We start from the raw sequence: 19,738 nt of genomic DNA, 5'->3' as shown, positions 1-19,738 counted from the left end.
TTCTTTTTGTTTTTTGAAAATTTGAGGATTGAATTTTTTTTGGAAAAATGATATAATAATTTTGAATAAAAAAACCTGTCTGGGTTATGTAGTAAAAATGCGAAAAAGAGGTTCTGTTCTTATTGAATGGGATCTTTTTTTATGTTATAATTTTAATCGTTAAGGCTCGCAACCTTAATAACTACATAAAACAGACAGGGGGTGGTCTCAATGATGAACTGGGATTTGACTGTTTTGACAGTTATAATCATATTGTTTTTGATTTTTAGCAGTCAAAAATAGCAGTTGAATTCTTGTCTTATTGTCCTCACCTTTTGCCTGCCAGTTGAATTTAGCTGGCAGGTTTTTTGTAATTTTAAAATTATGTTGTTCAATGAGATAAAATAGATTGATATGAGAAAATTTTGTTACAAGGTTAAAAATTAAAATATGAAATAGCAGGTTATAATAAAAAAAGAAAGTTCAAAATTTCAGTAAACTTTCTATAAAAAAATTTTGAATTTCTGCGAAAATATGGTATAAATATAATATATAAAAATTTATAAAGTATGGAGGAAAAATTATGAATGGATATTTGAGTCTTGTTTTGCATGCACATTTACCTTATGTAAGACACCCAGAATATAAAGAATTTTTAGAAGAAGATTGGTTATACGAAGCAATTACGGAAACATATGTTCCTCTACTAGAAATGTTTGAAAGTTTGACAAGGGATAATATTCCTTGGAACATGACCATTACGATGTCTGGGACACTTGTTAATATGATGAACGACAGTTTATTAAGGGAAAGATACGTTCGTCACATAGACAAATTGATTGAATTTTGCGAGAAAGAAGTGGAAAGACTTAGTCCATATCCTGATATGCTGAATGTTGCAAAACATAATTTATGGTTTAATACAAGGGCAAAACGAGTATTTGAAGAAAAATACAATAGAGATTTGGTTGGTGCCTTCAGAAAATTCCAAGATCAGGGCAATTTGGAAATCATTCCAGTTACTGCGACACATGGATTTTTGCCAGTTATGAAAGATTATCCAGAAGCAGTGAATGCTCAAGTTTTCATGGCTAAAAAAGATTATATCAAAAACTTTGGAAGAGAGCCAAAAGGAATTTGGCTAGCAGAGTGCGCTTATTATCCAGGACAGGATAAATTCTTGGAAAAACATGGAATAAGATATTTCCTAGTTGATGCCCATGGGATTATGCACAGTGACCCACGTCCAGTTTATGGTATCTACTCGCCAGTTTATACAAAAAACTATGTAGCTGCGTTTGCCAGAGATTTGGAATCATCTGAGCAAGTTTGGAGTTCTGAGTCTGGTTATCCAGGAGATGGAGTTTATAGAGAATTTCACAAGGATGCTGGGTATGAACTTGACTATGAACTTGTAAAGCCATATTTACACAGTGACGGAGTACGAAGAAACATTGGAGTAAAATACCATGCAATAACTGATAAAAAAGGAACTTATAAAGCAGTTTACAATCCAGAAGCGGCAGCGGCCAGAGCCAAAGAGCACGCCTACAACTTTGTATTCAATCGTTCAAAACAAATTGAGTTTCTGGCTTCAAAAATGAAATATAGAAAACCAATTGTAGTATCGCCTTATGATGCCGAATTATACGGACACTGGTGGTATGAAGGGCCAATATTCCTAGAGTGGGTATTCAGAGCTACAGCGGAATCTAATTTTTCTACAATAACACCATACAAATATTTAGAGCAATATCCGACAAATCAAATAGTTGATGTAAGCATGTCAAGCTGGGGAGCAAACGGTTATTACGACGTTTGGATAGACGGCTCAAATGATTACGCCTACAGACATCTACATAAAGCCGCACAAAAAATGATAGAACTGGCAAACGGAAGAGAACCATACAACGAATTAGAATACAGAGCATTAAATCAGGCCGCAAGAGAATTATTAATGGCACAAACTTCATGCTGGGAATTTATAATGTATACAGGAACAATGGTTGGTTATGCTCACAAGAAAATAAGCGATCACGTTCACAGATTATTTAAAATTTATGAAGACTTCAAAAATGGAAGATTGGATGAAGGCTGGATAAATGAAATCGAAAGCAGAGATAATATCTTTCCTGAAATTGAATACAGAATGTATAGAAGTGACTGGTTATAATTTAAATAATAAAAATTAATATAATTTGAGGAGTGTTTTTTATAATTTTTTATAAGAGCATTCCTTTTTAATATTAATTGAATTGGTAAATATTTTTATTTGATTTTAAGGTTAAATTGGTATAAAATATATTTAAAAGAGAAAATTATTTTTTCTAATTTTAAGTTATTTTAAGCAAGGGCATCAGACGCCATGCCCTTGCATCCCCGCTTTTCGAATTTTAATTTTACAGCAAAAGACAAAACTCGCTTTTAACAAAAGTTATTTTAGCCTCATAAAGTTATTATAAATTTAAGTAAGATAGAAAAGCTCAAACAAGTTGCCTTTTACTGAAAAATTAAAATCTCGGAAATTTATAACAGATATTTTTTTTGATTCAAATTTTGTTTAGTTTTTATTTCAAAAAGTGCTTAGACAAGCCAGGGATAATGCATAGCACTTTTAGTATTATGTATTATTTGAATATATCAAAATAACCGTTATTGTGGAACAAAGGGAAATGGCAATTGATTTCCCTTGATTTAGAAAAAATATAAGAATAATTAAAAAAACAGTTATTAATCAAAATAATCTGAAAATAAAAGTTTAATAAATAAAAATCAATATTAGAAAAATTTTTAATAGATAATAATAGAAAGAGAGAGAAAAAAGAATGGAGAAGATAATAGGGATAAATCCAGTGATTGAAGTATTGAAATCGGATAAAAATATTGAGAAACTGGAGGTTTATAAGAAGATAAAGAAGGAAACAATTAAGGAAATATTGAATTTGGCAAGTAGAAGAAATATAAAGATTTTTTATACTGATAGACGGACTGAAAATTCACAGGGTGTTGTGGCACTTGTTTCGGAATTTGATTATTATGTTGATTTTACTGCATTTTTAGAAAAGCTTTTGAAAAAGGAAAAATCTATAGTTGTTGTGTTGGATCAGATTCAGGACCCAAGAAATTTTGGAGCGATTATAAGAAGTGCGGAGTGCTTTGGAGTGGATGGTATTATTATTCAGGATAGAAATAGTGTGAAAGTTACGGAAACAGTTGTAAAATCATCGACAGGAGCAATTGAGCATGTGGATATTGTAAAAGTTACCAATATTTCTGATACGATTGACAAGTTAAAAAAATATGGATATACAGTTTACGGTGCAGAAGCTGATGGGCAGAATTATTATTATGAAGAAAATTATCCAGAAAAAGCGTGTCTTGTACTTGGAAGTGAAGGAAATGGAATGCGTAAAAAAGTCAAAGAACATTGTGACAAGATTGTAAAAATACACTTGAAAGGTCAAATAAACTCGTTGAATGTATCTGTGGCTGGAGGGATAATATTGGCGGAGATGTCGAAATAGTAAAATTTGGAATTTTCTCATTGAAAAAAGTTAGTTAATATAAAAGTAAAAGTTATAAAATTCAGATAAAAAAAGTATTTATAATAATAAGAGGTCAAGATTCTTTAGAAGAGGATAGAGAAAAGTAAGAAAAATAAAAGATATTGTATTTATTAGAAGTTTTAGACTTTTACAAATAATTAACAAAAAATGTTTGGTAGGAGAGAATTTTAATGGAAAAGCAAAAATATATTTTAAATAATACTTATGGAATCAATGGGATAGAAAAAATATCTTTAAAGGAAATAATGAAAATTTTTTCTGTACCTGAAGAAGTAGAAATGAAATTGAGCGATGATAAAATAATAATATCAATAGATTTGATATATAAAGGATTAAAAATATACTATTCGTTGTATTTTTTTGTTGAAAATCTTAAAAAGCCAGAGAATCAATCTTTAACTTTTTGCATGGAAAAATTGTACTTGAATAATTGGGAAAGTATAAAAGTGGGAGATGAAATAAAGACAGTTCTTCCTAAAATAAGAAAATATCTTAAAAGAAATAATAAAAATATAAAATTTGAATATGAAGAAGATAGGTTTTTTGGAGAATATTTATTTGACGATGGAAATATTCATATATTTTTTGAAAAATTTGGGAATAAAAAAGTAATAGATGATATAATGATAAGTTTGCCTTATGAGGATATATTGCCAGAAAATAAGGAAATTTTAGTGGAAATTAGTAAAATAATGGAGATAAAGACTAAAATAGATGAGTTATTTTGGGAAAAATACAAGAGAGTTGATTAATTGTGAAATTCAAAAAGTATAATAAAAAAGAGGAAATATATAAAATAAAAAAACTTGAAAATAATATAAAAGAGATTATTGATTTTTGGGATCCAATCAAGTTATTGTCTTTTGCTCCACAGGATGAATACGATTTTGAAATTAAGCAAATTAGGAATAAAATGCTTATAAATAAAGATATTAAAACTGACGAATTGGCTCTTGTGATACAGACTGTATTTAAAAATGCTTTTGGAGAAGATGTATATTATTCTGATGAAAATATAGAGTTTGATATTGCAAAGAAAATTTTGAAGAAATGTATTTAAATATTTTCAAAATACAAAAAAATAGAATCTTATATATTTCATCTAAATTTTTACCATATGGAGACTTGAAAATTAAAGAAAAATATGGTATTATTATATGAAATATTGAAAATAATCATAGTTATAAATAGAAAGGAGCATAGGCAATTATGAAAAAAGATTTACATCCATCTTACGGATTTGTAGTATTTGAAGATACAAGTAACGGAGAAAAATTCTTAGGAAAATCAACTAAAACTTCTAAAGAAACTACAACTTTTGAAGGTCAAGAATATCCAGTAATAAAAGTTGCAACAAGTTCAACTTCTCACCCATTCTATACTGGAAAATCTAAATTTGTTGATGAAACTGGAAGAGTTGACAAATTTAAGAAAAAATACAACTTATAATCTGAAGATATTGGAAACAGGGATGGTTTATTCTCTGTTTTTTATTTAGCTTAATTTTTCTGTTAATATAATTTTAATGGTTGACAATATATTTAATATTTGTTATGATATATGAAATAATTAGTAGGATAGCAGGATAGTAGGAAATTAAATTTATTGAAAAATGAAGATACAAAAGGTAGTTTAGTAGTTTAGAAAATTAGTAGTGTTGAAGATTTGCGGGATTTACAAAAGAATAGAGACTTATAGTTAATTAATTTTGAATAATTTTGGAAAAATGAGAGATTTGAGGTTAATTAAGTGTAATTACTGGATGTAGAGGTTTGAAGTATAATAATTGCTTATAATGATTAAAAGTATCTTTGATTCGTTTAGGCAAATTTTATAAATTTTGGCTTAAGTAAATAAACTATTAAAGTATCGTAAAATATAGAAATAAATGTTATGTATAAATATTTATATTTATCCTCTCCTAAAGTTATTTTAAGAGAGTTTTTTTTTACAAAAATTTAGAAAAGAGGTAAAAATATGATTATTACAACTACAAATGAAATTCAGGATAAAAAAGTTATGGAATATAAAGGGATTGTTTTTGGAGAGGTTATTTCAGGAATTAATATGTTTAAAGATATGGGGGCAAGCTTGAGAAATATTTTTGGAGGAAGATCTAAAGGCTATGAAGACGAGCTTTTGGCGGCAAGAGAGAATGCTCTGGAGGAAATGAAAACTAGGGCTGCAAATCTTGGTGCAAATGCCATTATTGGTGTAAAAATGGATTACGAAGTATTAGGAGCAGATAATGGGATGCTTATGGTAACTTGCAGCGGAACAGCTGTAGTTGTAGGTTAATTTAATATTGTACAGTGAAATCGTTTTATAATTTACGTAATGAAAATGGAATAGGAGAAAAAATGATGATTATTAAAGTAGATGGCGGAATAAGTCAAAAAATCTTGGAAAAATTGATAAATAGATTGGAAACGGAAAATAATGTAAGCGTTAAATTAATTGCTGGCAAAGAATATTCAATTTTAGGATTGGTTGGAGATATTAGCACAATTGATATAAAACATATTCAGGCGCTAGATTACGTGCTGGATGTACAAAGGGTGCAAGAGCCTTATAAGAGAGCAAGCCGAAAATTTAAGCCAGAAGATACTATTGTAAAAGTGGGAAATGTGGAAATTGGCGGAAATAGCCTTGTGATGATGGCAGGGCCTTGTTCTGTCGAAAATGAGAAGCAGATAATTGATACGGCAAAAGCTGTAAAAGCGGCTGGAGCAAATATTTTAAGAGGTGGAGTTGTAAAACCGAGAACATCTCCTTATGCCTTTCAAGGATTGGGAATGGAAGGTATTGAATTGATGAAAAAAGCAAAAGAAGAAACAGGTCTTCCAATAATATGTGAAGTCATGTCAATCGCTCAGTTGCACGAATTTGGTCCACATCTTGATATGATTCAGTTAGGTGCAAGAAACATGCAGAACTTTGACTTGTTAAAAGAAATTGGGAAAACAAATATTCCAGTCCTGCTGAAAAGAGGATTGAGTGCAACAATCGAAGAATGGCTAATGTCGGCAGAATACATTTTGGCTGGTGGAAATGAAAATGTAGTTCTTTGTGAAAGAGGAATCAGAACTTATGAAACAGCATACAGAAATGTATTGGACTTGAATGCAGTGCCTATGATTAAAAGATTGACACATTTGCCAATAATCGTAGATTCAGCCCATGCGACTGGAAAATACTGGATGGTAAAACCGCTTGCAATGGCAGGAATTGCCGCTGGAGCAGATGGACTTATGGTAGAAGTGCATCCTGAACCAGACAAGGCATTGTCAGATGGGCCTCAATCATTGAAATTTGAGGTGTTTGATGACTTGATGCAGGATGTGGAGAAGATTGCAAATGTGTTAGGGAAGAGTTTTAAATAAATTTATTAAAGGGTTGTAAAAAATGAAAAGAAAATGGCTATTATTATTAATTTTAATTTCTTCAATTAATTCTTTCGCTAAAGAAACTTATACTAAAGAAGAAAAACAATATTTAAAGAAAATTGAAAAAGGAGATAAGGATTCACTATTAAAATTAAGTGATTATTATTTTCGAAATAGAAAATTTGAAGAATCTGAAAAATTATTATTAAAATATGAAAAAGAAAATAATAACTTAGGAAATAGTAGAGAAACAAAAGAAAAAATTATTTCATTCTATAGGTATTGGAGAGATTCAATAGTGCTTTCAGTTTTAAAAGTAAATATAGAGAAAACTAAAGAATTAGAAGAAAAAATTATTGAACGGTATAATGAATTAATAAAATCTGGTGATATAAAAGCGTTAAATGATCTGGGAGAATTTTATATTTGGATAAAACAGGATGAAAAAGGAAATAAATTGTTGAAAGAAGCTGCTGATAAAGGATATAAACCAGCTCAAGAAACTTTAGAAAGACAAAAGAAAGATAAAAGTTTTGGTGAACAAAAATTGCAAGAATATGAAAATAATTATAAGGAAACAGGTGATGTTAGAGATTTGAGAATATTAGCATATTCTTATGTGAGCTTGAAAAAATATGACTTAGCAGAAAAAACTTATTTACGGTTAATCGAATTAGAAGACTATCAGCCTGATTACGCTTCATTAGCTGAAATGTACGATTATAAAACTCAAAATTATGAAAATGCCATAAAGTATTACAAATTGGCAATAGAAAAAATATCGAATAAAACTCAAAAATTTGATGCTAGAGATTATTGGATTAGAATAGGAGATATGTATTTTTTACAAGGTAATTTTATTGAAGCTGAAAAGGCGTATAAAAATTCTATGGCATTTAAGCATGCAACTGATGGTAAAACATACGAGCGAAATATGTTAATAGAAATTTATAAGTCGCAAGGAAGAACAGAGGAAATGAAAAAATTGGAAAAGCAAAATAAAAGCTGGTGGAATAATTAAAATTTTGATATTTTTCATATAATATTTAAATTGAAGTAGCTGTTTATAAGAAAATTTGTAAAAAGGGGTGTTTACAATTTTGAAAAAAATAGAAAATTTAACAGTAACAATAGTAGGACTCGGAGTAATTGGAGCAGCTTTTGCACAAAGTTTTAAGGAAATGGGCATTAAGACTGTTTATGGGATTGATATTGATGAGGAAACGATAAAGAAGGCAGAAGAGAAAAATATTATAAATAAAGGTTTTTTGGAAACAAGAGAGCCCTTGGAAAAGTCGGATTTTGTGGTAATTACTCTTTATCCGAACTTGATGAAGTCGTTTTTTGTAAATAATATTAATTATTTTAAGGAAAATGCGATAATTACTGATGTTGTTGGAATTAAAGAGAAAATTATCAAAGATATTGATCCAATTATTGAAAAGAGTGGAAGAAATATTGACTTTATTTTTGGACATCCTATGGCGGGACGTGAGAAACGTGGGATTGATTTTGCAGATAATCGAGTGTTTAAAGATGCAAATTATATAATTATTAAGGATGAAAAAAATAAAAAAGAAAATCTAGAATTGCTCTCAGAAATTGTAAAATGTATGGGCTTTAAGAAAGTCAGTTTTCTTACGGCACAGGAACATGATGAGATTATTGCTTTTACTAGCCAGCTTACGCATGCGATTGCAGTTTCTCTCGTGAATAGTGATAGTGAAAAGTATGATACAAACCGATTTATTGGGGATTCTTATCGGGATTTGACAAGAATTGCAAAGATAAATGAAGATTTGTGGGCAGAACTGTTTATGGGAAATAAAAAAAATCTTTTGAAAATGATACAGCAATTTGAAAGAGAACTTGATATAATAAAAGATGCCCTGAACAGTAATGATTTAGGAACTTTAAAGGAAAAATTCATAATTTCAACAAAACGGCGAGAAAAGATTGACTAAAGGAAATTGATTCAGGAGGAATAAAATGGAAAATAATTTTGAAAAGAAAAAATATTTAAAGGCATTAGTTGGTGACAATGTTTATCTTTCGCCAATTTCTGTTGATGATGTTGAGGAATATGCTGAAATGGTTAATGATATAAAAGTTTCGGTTGGTTTGGGTTATTTTTCCTATACAAATATTATAGATTTTGAAAGTGAGAAGGAATTTTTAATTTCAGTAAAAAAAGAAAAAAGGTTTGCTGTTAGACTACTTGAAAATGATGAACTTTTGGGAAATGTAGGTTTTAAATCAGTAGGAGAGATACATAGAACAGCTGAAATGGGAATTATGCTTGGAAATCCAAAATATCAGCGAAAAGGTTATGGAATGGAAGCTATAAACTTGCTGCTTGATTACGGCTTTTCATTTTTAAATTTGAGAAATATATCGTTAAATGTATTTGAATATAACGAGGTTGCTTATAATTTATATAAAAAAATTGGCTTTAAGGAAGCTGGAAGATTGCGTAAAGCAGTTGAGATTCTGGGAAAAACTTATGATGTAATTATAATGGATATGTTAAAAGAAGAGTTTCAGTCGGTTTATATAAAAAGGGAACTTGAAAAAAGATATAATTTGTAAAACATTTTTGACAAACAAAAACTTAATGGAGGGCAAAATGGCAGAAGTTATAAAAGATGAATTATTAGGTGAAATTGAATGTGTTGATGGATTTGAAACAGAGGTTAACTGGGTAAATAATAAAAAAATAGATGTGTATTTTGATATATCTGATTACCAGCTGTTAAATGAGAAGGATGAGGAAAAGACTGATAAGGAAAAAATGGAAGGCAGAATTAAAACTTTAAAGGAAATTTTGTCAGATGTGAATGGCTGGAATGAAAAAATTATAAAAAATTCGGCAGAAGTAATGCTGGAATTAGCAAACGACTGGTTTGATGTGGAAGATTATTATGAAGACGATGAAATTGATGAATTTGTTGAAGATATGAAACAAGTGTTATCAGAAGAAAGTGCTGAAAAATTGAGAGATAGTGAAATAACGCAAGAAACAATGGAAAAAATAATGTCTGTGGAAAGACTGACTATTTATGGGGATGGGAATTTCAGTATTTATCTTTCAGATAACGATATGATATTTTCAGGACATATAATAAATGTTCTTGCAAATATTAATGGGGAATTTTCTGAAGGGGATATAATGGGATAGTTTTAAATAAAATTTTATTTATAGTAAAATCATTTTAAATTTTGAATTTAATGGTTTTGCTATATTTTAATATACACATAAAGAAGAGGAAATGGAGAAAATTATGGAAATATTAAATGTTGGATTAGGGGAAAATTCTTATGATATTGTAATTGGAAAGAATTTTTTTGAGAAATTTCCTGAATATATTAAAAAGATTTATAATGGCAAAAAATTATTTGTAATTACTGATTCTAATGTGGATAAAATTTATAGGAATCAATATGAGAAGATGTTTAAAGGATTTGATTATACAATTTATGTACTGGAAGCTGGAGAGAAAAATAAGCATATTGGAATAATGCCTGGAATTTATTCTGCAATGGTAAATGCAGGGCTTACAAGAAAGGATATGGTTGTTGCATTTGGTGGCGGAGTTGTTGGAGATATTGCCGGATTTGCGGCTACCAGTTATATGCGTGGTATTGATTTTATTCAAATTCCTACGACAATTGTTTCGCAAGTTGACAGCAGTGTTGGAGGAAAAGTCGGTGTTGACTTGCCTGAGGGGAAAAATCTTGTTGGGGCGTTTCATCAGCCGAAACTTGTTTTAATTGACAATTATTTTTTGAATACATTGACAGACAGATATTTTTATGACGGATTTGCGGAAATTGTGAAATATGGATGTATTTATGATAAGAAATTTTTTGATAGACTTGTGGAAATAGTGGGAACAGCAGGTATTTCCTATGATGATGAAAATTATAAACAGAAATTGCGTAAGCATCTGATGAAATATGTGAATGAGATTGTTTACCGTTCCTGTGAGATAAAAAAGGAAGTTGTGGAAAAAGACGAGAAGGAAAGTAATTTGAGAATGATATTGAATTTTGGACATACTATCGGACATGCGATAGAGCAGTTTACAAATTATGAGAAATATTCACATGGGGAAGCAATTTCTGCTGGAATGGTTGACATTACAAAAATTGGGGAGAAAAAAGGGTTTACTAAAAAGAATGAATTTTTAAAAATTGAGAAATTGTTGAAGGCATTGAATTTACCGATTGAGATTGAATATCCGAAAGACAAGATTTCTGAAATTATGAAAAGGGATAAGAAAAGTACGAGCGATGGAATTAATTTTGTAATTTTGAAGGAAATTGGGGAAGTTGAAATTAGAAAGATAGGGGAAAAGGAGATTTTTGAGTAAGTAGTAAGTATTAGAAGTTTAGGATATAATGAAAAAATGATTTTAAATAGTTATAGATAATATATTTTTTTTGTAAAATATTATGAAGAATGGAGCATTTTTATTTAATAAGAATTTTAAAATATATAAATAAAAAAGATTCTAGAATGTTGTCTAGAAAATGTGAGTTAAACATAAAAAGCCATAATTTGAATATTATGAATATAACTGAGATTGGAGATGAAAAAGATGAAGAGTAATATAAAAAAAATATATGAAAGCTGGAAAGCAAAAAAACAAGATGCTACAGTAGAAACGGTAATTTTAAGTGTAGCAGAAATAATAAGAAATTATGAACAAGGAAGAATAAACATAACTCCTGAATACCAGAGAGCTTATAAATGGAGTAATGAAAAAAAATCTAGATTCATAGAGTCTTTAATACTTGGAATGCCAGTCCCGGCAATATTTGCTATAAAAGAAGAAGATGAAGATTATAATTTGAAGTATGAAATAATAGATGGATTACAAAGAATTTCTACTATTTTAGAATTTGTAGGGAAATTAAAGGATAATAAAAATTCTGAAAAACTAAAAAAAATAGAGGGAGCTGATATATTATTTGAATTAAATGGATTAAGTTGGGATGATATAGAAAAAACAAATATGGGATTTATATTTGAAAGTTCAACATTGCTATTTATGAATTTAAAAACATTAAAATCACAGATAAAGTATGAAACATTTAAAAGATTAAATACCGGTGGAATAAAATTAGAACCTCAAGAAATAAGAAGTAATATACTATCATTAAGAGGAAATAAAAAGTATAAGGAATTAATAGAAAGATATGATAAAATAGAACTGGATTTTTTACCAGCAAAATATAAAAAAGATAGAAAAGATATGGAGTTATTTTTAGAATTTTCTTTAATTAGTGAATATGAAGAATTTATAGAAATATTTAATAAAAAAGAAGAAAAAAATAATGATAAAAAAACATTTGAATTATTGCTAGATGATTATGTAGAATATGTAGAAATAGAAAAATTAATTAATGTATTAGAGAATTACGAAGAATTTTTGAAATTATGTAAAAAATTTAAATTTAGAAGATATGATAAAGAAAAACAAGAAAATACTGGTGCATTTATAAATCAATATTTTGAAATAGCATCATTTATCTATTTTAAAAATAAAGACTATTTAATAGAAGAAAATTTAGAAAAAATATTTAATAAAACTTATGAACAATTTTATCGTTTAAGAGGATTAAATAATCCACCTGCTTTAAGAAGATTAGAAGAAGCTCACAAATATGTGGAGGAAATTTTAAATGGATAAGGAAATTAGTATTTTACAGGAAATATTAGATTATCAAGAAAAAATATTTAATTTTATTAAAAGAAAAGATTTTTTTTTAGAGACTAGCTTAAATGAAGAAAAGTTATTGAAGTTAATATCTGGACTTGCAATAATAAGCTCGGTATATGAAAAATTTACAACAAAATTGATAACAATATATTGTGATATTTTCATGAAAACTGAAAAGGAAAAAAATGGAATTATTCAAAATAATAAATCAATTGGAAATTTATCAAAGATGATAGAAGAACTAAAATTGGAAGTAGATGAAATGTATAGGTTATTAAAGTTAAATAATGATTTTGAAAAAAATGATATACTTAAAAAAGATTCTAATCTTTTAACATACGGAGATTTAATAGTTCATATGAATAAAATTTATCAAAAAAGAAATAAATATGTTCATGGAGCTTTTGAAATTAATGAAAATATAGATAAAGAAAAATTTGAAAAATATGTTTTAGATACTTTAGATAAAGAAAGTGCAATTTTATTAGTATTAAAAAATGCTTTTATTTCAAAAATACCTTATTATTTAATAGAAAAGGAAGAATTAACAAAAAATTATAAAAAATATGAAGAATTATACAATAATTTTTTTGAAAATATAGATAATGAAATTATAAAAGAAAAATCACAATTTTTTACTCCAATAGCAATATCTCAGAAACTAGTTGATGACTTAAAGCATTTGAATAAAAAGTTTGAAAAAGAAAATATAAAAATATTGGATCCAAGTTGTGGATTTGGAATACTTACAATAAATTTGTTAGAAAAAATAGTTGAGATAAGTAGTGATTCTAATAAGAGAATAAATAAAATAGAAGTGGATATGATAGATATAGATGAAAAATGTATAGAAAATTGTAAAATCATAATGAAAGAATTTTTAGAAAAAAATAATTTAAATGATTTAGTTGAAGTAAATTATATTATTGGGAATTATTTAAATTATGAAATTAAAAGAAAATATGATTTTATTGTACAGAATCCTCCATTTAAAAAAATAAAAAAAGAAGAAAAAGTAAAATATGATGGAGAAATAACAAAATATATTAATGGACAGGCAAATTTATATCACTTATTTATTATAAAAAGTTTAAAATTATTAGATGAAAAAGGTATTTTATTTACGATCTCTCCCAAAAATTTTTTATCAGGAAAGTATACAGAAAATTTAAGAAAATTTTTGTTTAATAATTATAGTTTAACTAGACTTCATTTATTTGATGAAAGAAAGAAAATTTTTAAAAATATTATTCAAGAAATTTGTATAACTCAAATTGAAAAAAGAAAACATAAAAATATAAAAATTTCTTATAATGGTAGTAAGCCCTTCGAATTAGATAGAGAAATATTATTTCTAAAAAGAAAAAATAATATTTTATTATCACCGAGAAATAGAGAAGAAAGTAATTTTATAAAGAGTATCAATGAAATTTTTGTAAAAAATAATGTTTTTTCTTTTCATCCAGGAAAGGTAGTACAATTTAGAGTAGATAAAAAAAATTTAAGTTCAGAAAAATTTAATAAAGAAAAAAAACAAGTTCCTTTACTTGTACCTAAGCATTTAAAAAATGGGAGAATTGAATATGAAGGTTTAGATAAAAAGAAAAATAAGAGCATAAGTATCTTTTGCAATGAAAAAACACAAAATTTATTTTTAAAAAATAAAAGGTATATAATTTTAAATAAAAATTCTGGAAAAGAAGAAAAGAAATTAATAAAACCTGTATTGTATGATGGAATTTTTGATATAGAATATATAGCATTAGATAATAATTTAGCATATATTGAATTTTTTGATAATAATGTCAGTGATTTTATATTTTATGGAGTATTTTGTATCTTAAATTCAGAGCAGTTTGATAATTATTATAGAATGATAAATGGAAGTCATACTTTAAATTCTTACGAATTTCAAAATTTATTATTTCCCAAAGAAGAAATTCTTGAGAAAATAGGACGAGAATATTTAAAAACAGAAGAAAAAAATAGTATTGAAAAATGTTCGGAAATTTTTGAAAAATATATAAAAAATAAATAAAAAAAATTAAAAGGAAATACAATATGAAAATAAAAATAAAACCAAGTGTATTAAACGGAAAAATAGAAATCCCGCCATCTAAAAGTTATTCACACAGGGCGGTAATTGCGGCTGCATTAGCTGAAGGCGGGAAGAAGTCAAAGATTGATAATTTGAAGTTCTCGGTGGATATTACAACAACAACGGATATTATGGAAAACTGGGGAGCGAAAATTAATCGAGAGGAAAGTTCTCTTGAAATTATCGGAAATGGCGGAAAAGTCGTTCCAAAAGATAAATATGTACAATGTAATGAGTCGGGATCTACAATCAGGTTTTTGATACCGATTGGGATTACAGATGAAAATGAACTGATTTTCGACGGAAAAGGGAAACTGGTGGACAGACCGCTTGACTCGTATTATAGGATTTTTGATAAGCAGGGAATTTTTTATAAAAATGAGAATGGAAAATTGCCACTTACAGTGAATGGAAAATTGAAGGCAGGAAATTATGAAATTGACGGGAATATAAGTTCGCAGTTTATTACGGGACTTTTGTATGCCTTGCCACTCTTGGACGGAGATTCAAAGTTGACTATTAATAAGAATCTGGAGTCAAAGGGGTATGTTGATTTAACATTGGAAATATTGAAACTGGCAGGAATTGAGATTATGAACAATGACTATAAGAGTTTCGATATAAGGGGAAATCAGATTTATAAGCCATTTGATTATACTGTTGAGGGGGATTATTCGCAAGTGGCATTCTGGATTGTGGCTGGAATAATTTCGGCAGACAAGGATAATGAAGTGAAATGCCTGCATGTGAATAAGAACTCGCTGCAGGGCGACAGGGAAATAATAGAAATTGTTCAAAGAATGGGGGCAAATCTTGAGATTTTTGATGATTATGTACTTGTGAAGCCTTCTAAAACTCAAGGTACAGTAATTGATATTTCGCAATGTCCTGATATTGGGCCAATTTTGACAGTACTGGCTGCCTTGAGCCAAGGGGAAACAAAGATTATTAATGGGGAAAGACTTAGAATAAAGGAGTCAGATAGAATAACTTCAATAAAGACTGAACTGAATAAACTTGGAGCGAATGTTGCTGAGGAAGGTGACAGCTTGATTATCCAAGGTGTAGAGGGATTTACAGGCGGAGTTGCAGTAAATGCATGGAATGACCATAGGATTGCAATGTCGCTTGCGATTGCTTCAACAAGATGTGAAAAGGAAATAATTCTGGAAGAGGCTGAAAGTGTCAGAAAATCTTATCCGCATTTCTGGGATGATTTTGTGAAAATGGGTGGAGAGATTGAGGTTATTGAGAAGTAGAATTGGAGATTGTAAGGAGCGAAAAAATGGGAGCAAATTTTGGGAAAAACTATAAAATATCAATTTTTGGTGAATCGCATGGTAGCGCATTAGGGATAAATATTGATGGAATTCCGGCAGGAACAGAATTGGATTTAGAATTTATCTCGCAGGAAATGAGAAGAAGAGCACCTGGAAGATCAAAATTGACAACACCTAGAGTTGAGAAGGATGAATTTGAGATTTTGAGCGGATTTTTTGATGGGAAAACAACAGGAACTCCTCTTGCAATGATTATTAGAAATTCAAATCAGCGTTCAAAGGATTATAGCGAATTAAAAAGAAAGCCAAGACCAGGGCATGCAGACTGGAGCGGATTTAACAGATATAACGGATTTAATGATATTCGTGGAAGCGGGCATTTTTCTGGTAGAATAACGGCTTCACTGGTATTTGCTGGAGCGATTGCAAAACAGATTTTGAAGGAGCAGGGGATTTTAATTGCAGCTCATATCAAATCCGTAAAGGATATTGAAGACAGGAACTTTATGGAAAGTGATATTACAGAGGAAAATATTGAAAAATTGAGAAACATGATTTTGCCTGTCTTGAATGAGGAAATTGTGGAAAAAATCGAGAAGGCTGTGGAAAAAACTAGGGAAGAAAAGGATTCACTTGGTGGAATTGTGGAACTTATGGTTACAGGACTTCCTGCGGGAATAGGAGACCCATATTTTGAATCCATGGAAAGCGAGCTTTCTAGAATGATTTTCTCGGTACCAGCCACAAAGGGAATAGAATTTGGAGCAGGCTTTGGAATTACCGAAATGACAGGGTACGAAGCAAATGATGAAATGTTTTATGATGAAAAAGGTAATATAAAATCATTTACAAATAATAACGGTGGAATCATAGGTGGAATAACGACTGGAATGCCAATTTCATTTAAAGTGGCAATAAAACCTACAGCTTCAATCGAGAAAGCGCAAAAAACTGTAAATCTTGAAACAGAGCAAAATGATATTTTGGAAGTTAGAGGAAGACATGATCCAATAATAGTGCCAAGAGTAGTGCCTGTATTGGAAGCGGCTACGGCAATTGTGATTTTGGATAGGGTTTTGGAAAGTAAAAAAAGAGTATTGTAAAAATAATTATTTGATTTCAAAAGAACATTTTAAAATAGAGCTACTAAAAATTATATAAATCTAGTATTGAGTAAAATGGTAATAGCTTTTGAATTGAGTTTTAAGGCAGTTTTACTATACGAAAAAAGAAAAATAAATAGTAGTTACAATTTATATATAAATATTAAATAAACACTTCAAATTTTATTAAATTTATTATATAATAAGCAAGGAAATGTTTTTTATAAAAAAAGGATTATGCGTTATCCGTTAATTAACGTAAATTTGTGAAAGGAAAGGATAAAATGTTTAAATAATGGAATTATTAACAATAAAATTAAAAAAATTGTTTTCAGAAAATATAAATAATATTTTTGGTGCTGATTATGCAGAAAAAGTCGATATTCAGAATTCTACAAAAAAAGAATTTGGGGATTTTCAAACAAATTTTGCGATGGTTAGTTCAAAATTAATTGGTAAAAATCCACGAGAGATTGCAAATACACTTTTAGATAATTTTACAGAAAATGATATTATTGAAAAGTTGGAAATTGCAGGACCAGGGTTTATTAATATTTATTTGAAAAATAGCTTTTTAAATGAAGAGATTAGAAAAGTGGAAAATGAGAAATATGATTTTTCCTTCTTAAATACAGATAAAACTGTCATTATTGATTATTCTTCTCCCAATATTGCCAAAAGAATGCACATTGGACATTTGAGAAGTACGATTATTGGGGATTCTATAAAAAGAATTTTACAATTTTTAGGATTTCATACACTTGCTGACAATCATATTGGTGATTGGGGAACACAGTTTGGAAAACTTATTGTAGCTTATAAGAATTGGCTTGACAAAAAGGCTTATGAAGAAGATCCAATTGGTGAACTGGAAAGAATTTATGTGCAGTTTTCTGATGAAGCTAAAAAAAATCCTGCTTTGGAGGATGAGGCTCGTGAAGAACTGAAAAAATTACAGCTTGGAGATGAAGAAAATCAAAAATTGTGGAAGGAATTTATAGATATTTCACTAAAGGAATACAATAAAATTTACGATAGACTTGATGTAAACTTTGATTATTACTATGGTGAATCATTTTACAATGATATGATGCCATCTGTATTAGAAGAATTAAAGGAAAAAGGCATTGCACGTGAAGATCAGGGAGCATTGGTTGTATTTTTTGAAAATGACAAGCTGCCACCTGCAATTGTACAAAAAAAAGATGGAAGTTTCCTGTATACAACTTCTGACTTGGCTACAATGAAATTTAGAAAAGATGAATTGAACGTGAATGAGGCAGTTTATTTGACAGATGATAGACAGCAAAATCACTTTAAACAGGTTTTTGAAATTGGAGAAATGTTAGGAGAACCTTATAATTACAAAAAGACTCATGTTATATTTGGAATTATGAGATTTGGAGATGGAATTATTTTTTCTTCCAGAAGTGGAAATATAATAAGGCTCGTTGATTTGTTGGATGAAGCAAAGACTCAAGTTAAAAAGATAATTGATGAAAAAAATCCGAATATTCCTGAAGATGAGAAAGAAAATATTGCTGAAATTGTTGGAAGTGGAGCTATAAAATATTTTGATTTAAGCCAAAATAGAATTTCTGATATAACATTTACTTGGGACAAGGTTCTTAGTTTTGAAGGAAATACAGGTCCCTATTTGCAATATACTTATGTTCGAATTATGTCGATTTTTAGAAAATTGAAGGAAGAAAATATTAATGTAGAAAATGAAAACATTATTTTAGAGGATATGACTGGCATTGAACGAGAATTAGCTACAGAGCTTTTAAGATTCCCACAGGCAGTAGTAAAATCCTATGAAAGTTATCGTCCAAATATAATAGCTGACTACTTATTTGATATGGCAAAATTATTTAATAATTTCTATAATTCAAGTTCTATTTTGAAGGAAAAAAATAAAAAAGTTATGGACGCACGAATTTTATTATCAGAAAAAACTGCATTTGTTTTAAAGGAAGGTCTTAGTCTTCTTGGAATTAAGACGGTAGATAGAATGTAAATTCATAAAAATTTTAGTTAAAAAAGAAATAATATAAATTTTACTAAAAAAGAGAAATAAATTAATCAAAAAACAATTTTGATTTAATCGGGATTTAATAGTTATAGTGTATACTATATTTAGATCGATTAAAAGATCTGAAACCTCAATTAACCCCCCCTTTTATGGCCCTCTTTTTTAAGAGGGCTTTTTACTTTTTATACATCTGATGATTTTAGCATAAGAATCAACTGATTAATTAAATAAAAAATTAAATATAGAAAAGAGGAGAACAATGGCAAAACAACAACAATTTCTTTATGATTATAGAAATGATCATAGTGGGGAAAGTAGTAGTAAATTAGTAAAAATTGCATTTATTTTGTTTATTATTTCAGCATTGCTGGTGGCATTTTCACATTTTATTTTAATTGGAAAAAAAGCAAAATTTGAAAAAGATATCCCTGTACTTAAGGAAAATAAACAAAAACTGGAAAAGGAAGTGGAAGCTATTAATAATAGTATCAAACATAGTGAAGACACTTACAAAAAAACGGAAGCATTAGTAAATAAATACAAAAAATAATAAATGAGAGGTAAA

18 protein-coding genes are annotated in these 19,738 nt (G+C 28.6%); all 18 read left to right on the top strand.

All coding sequences use genetic code 11. The features are described from left to right. Nucleotides 1–562 precede the first annotated feature (562 nt). The 18 genes from ACZ5B9_RS11135 to ACZ5B9_RS11050 all read left to right on the top strand — a co-directional run bounded on the left by ACZ5B9_RS11135 (nt 563) and on the right by ACZ5B9_RS11050 (nt 19,723). A complete protein-coding gene (locus ACZ5B9_RS11135; protein WP_464422645.1) occupies nt 563–2,152 on the top strand; it encodes a glycoside hydrolase family 57 protein in 1,590 nt (529 codons plus the stop codon). A 652-nt stretch (nt 2,153–2,804) separates the two neighbouring features. Continuing rightward, a complete protein-coding gene (rlmB, locus tag ACZ5B9_RS11130; protein WP_464422644.1) occupies nt 2,805–3,503 on the top strand; it encodes a 23S rRNA (guanosine(2251)-2'-O)-methyltransferase RlmB in 699 nt (232 codons plus the stop codon). Nucleotides 3,504–3,715: 212 nt separating this feature from the next. Beyond that, nucleotides 3,716–4,297 (top strand): hypothetical protein, encoded by a 582-nt coding sequence (locus tag ACZ5B9_RS11125; RefSeq protein ID WP_464422643.1) that lies wholly within the window; start codon nt 3,716–3,718, stop codon nt 4,295–4,297. Between the two features lie 2 nt (nt 4,298–4,299). Then, nucleotides 4,300–4,605: a DUF1871 family protein gene (locus ACZ5B9_RS11120; RefSeq protein WP_021769003.1), complete on the top strand. Its 306-nt coding sequence runs from the start codon at nt 4,300–4,302 to the stop codon at nt 4,603–4,605. Nucleotides 4,606–4,754: 149 nt separating this feature from the next. Further along, the gene (locus ACZ5B9_RS11115; RefSeq protein ID WP_006806019.1) at nt 4,755–4,994 is read left to right on the top strand and encodes a type B 50S ribosomal protein L31; all 240 of its coding nucleotides are present in this window, start codon (nt 4,755–4,757) and stop codon (nt 4,992–4,994) included. A gap of 528 nt (nt 4,995–5,522) precedes the next feature. Beyond that, nucleotides 5,523–5,843, top strand: coding sequence for a putative heavy metal-binding protein (locus tag ACZ5B9_RS11110; RefSeq protein ID WP_315289759.1), 321 nt, complete (start codon nt 5,523–5,525; stop codon nt 5,841–5,843). A 65-nt stretch (nt 5,844–5,908) separates the two neighbouring features. Further along, a complete protein-coding gene (aroF, locus tag ACZ5B9_RS11105) occupies nt 5,909–6,928 on the top strand; it encodes a 3-deoxy-7-phosphoheptulonate synthase (protein WP_464423971.1) in 1,020 nt (339 codons plus the stop codon). 22 nt (nt 6,929–6,950) lie between these two features. Beyond that, nucleotides 6,951–7,952 (top strand): tetratricopeptide repeat protein, encoded by a 1,002-nt coding sequence (locus ACZ5B9_RS11100; protein WP_464422642.1) that lies wholly within the window; start codon nt 6,951–6,953, stop codon nt 7,950–7,952. Nucleotides 7,953–8,031: 79 nt separating this feature from the next. Further along, nucleotides 8,032–8,895, top strand: coding sequence for a prephenate dehydrogenase (locus tag ACZ5B9_RS11095; RefSeq protein WP_464422641.1), 864 nt, complete (start codon nt 8,032–8,034; stop codon nt 8,893–8,895). 25 nt (nt 8,896–8,920) lie between these two features. After that, entirely contained in the window at nt 8,921–9,520 is a 600-nt protein-coding gene (locus ACZ5B9_RS11090; protein WP_464422640.1) for a GNAT family N-acetyltransferase, read from the top strand. A 37-nt stretch (nt 9,521–9,557) separates the two neighbouring features. Continuing rightward, nucleotides 9,558–10,109 (top strand): DUF2262 domain-containing protein, encoded by a 552-nt coding sequence (locus tag ACZ5B9_RS11085; protein ID WP_464422639.1) that lies wholly within the window; start codon nt 9,558–9,560, stop codon nt 10,107–10,109. A gap of 103 nt (nt 10,110–10,212) precedes the next feature. Then, nucleotides 10,213–11,304, top strand: coding sequence for a 3-dehydroquinate synthase (gene aroB / locus ACZ5B9_RS11080; protein ID WP_464422638.1), 1,092 nt, complete (start codon nt 10,213–10,215; stop codon nt 11,302–11,304). Between the two features lie 228 nt (nt 11,305–11,532). Next, nucleotides 11,533–12,627, top strand: a complete 1,095-nt coding sequence (locus ACZ5B9_RS11075; protein WP_464422637.1) for a GmrSD restriction endonuclease domain-containing protein — start codon at nt 11,533–11,535, stop codon at nt 12,625–12,627. Continuing rightward, complete coding sequence (locus ACZ5B9_RS11070) at nt 12,620–14,695, top strand: Eco57I restriction-modification methylase domain-containing protein (RefSeq protein ID WP_464422636.1); 2,076 nt, start codon at nt 12,620–12,622, stop codon at nt 14,693–14,695. The genes ACZ5B9_RS11075 and ACZ5B9_RS11070 overlap by 8 nt, the downstream gene beginning before the upstream one ends. 23 nt (nt 14,696–14,718) lie before the next feature. Next, on the top strand, nt 14,719–16,014 hold the full coding sequence (gene aroA / locus ACZ5B9_RS11065; protein WP_464422635.1) for a 3-phosphoshikimate 1-carboxyvinyltransferase: 1,296 nt from the start codon (nt 14,719–14,721) through the stop codon (nt 16,012–16,014). A gap of 26 nt (nt 16,015–16,040) precedes the next feature. After that, nucleotides 16,041–17,138, top strand: coding sequence for a chorismate synthase (aroC, locus tag ACZ5B9_RS11060; RefSeq protein WP_464422634.1), 1,098 nt, complete (start codon nt 16,041–16,043; stop codon nt 17,136–17,138). A gap of 295 nt (nt 17,139–17,433) precedes the next feature. Next, nucleotides 17,434–19,158: an arginine--tRNA ligase gene (gene argS / locus ACZ5B9_RS11055; protein WP_464422633.1), complete on the top strand. Its 1,725-nt coding sequence runs from the start codon at nt 17,434–17,436 to the stop codon at nt 19,156–19,158. Nucleotides 19,159–19,432: 274 nt separating this feature from the next. Continuing rightward, nucleotides 19,433–19,723 carry a hypothetical protein gene (locus ACZ5B9_RS11050; protein ID WP_021769018.1) on the top strand — a complete coding sequence of 97 codons (291 nt, stop codon included), beginning with the start codon at nt 19,433–19,435 and terminating at the stop codon, nt 19,721–19,723. The last annotated feature ends 15 nt before the right edge of the window (nt 19,724–19,738 follow it).

The organism is Leptotrichia sp. SK-5, from assembly GCF_055387215.1.
Note: the sequence above shows the minus strand (reverse complement) of the source record. Positions and strands in the feature narration are given on the sequence as shown.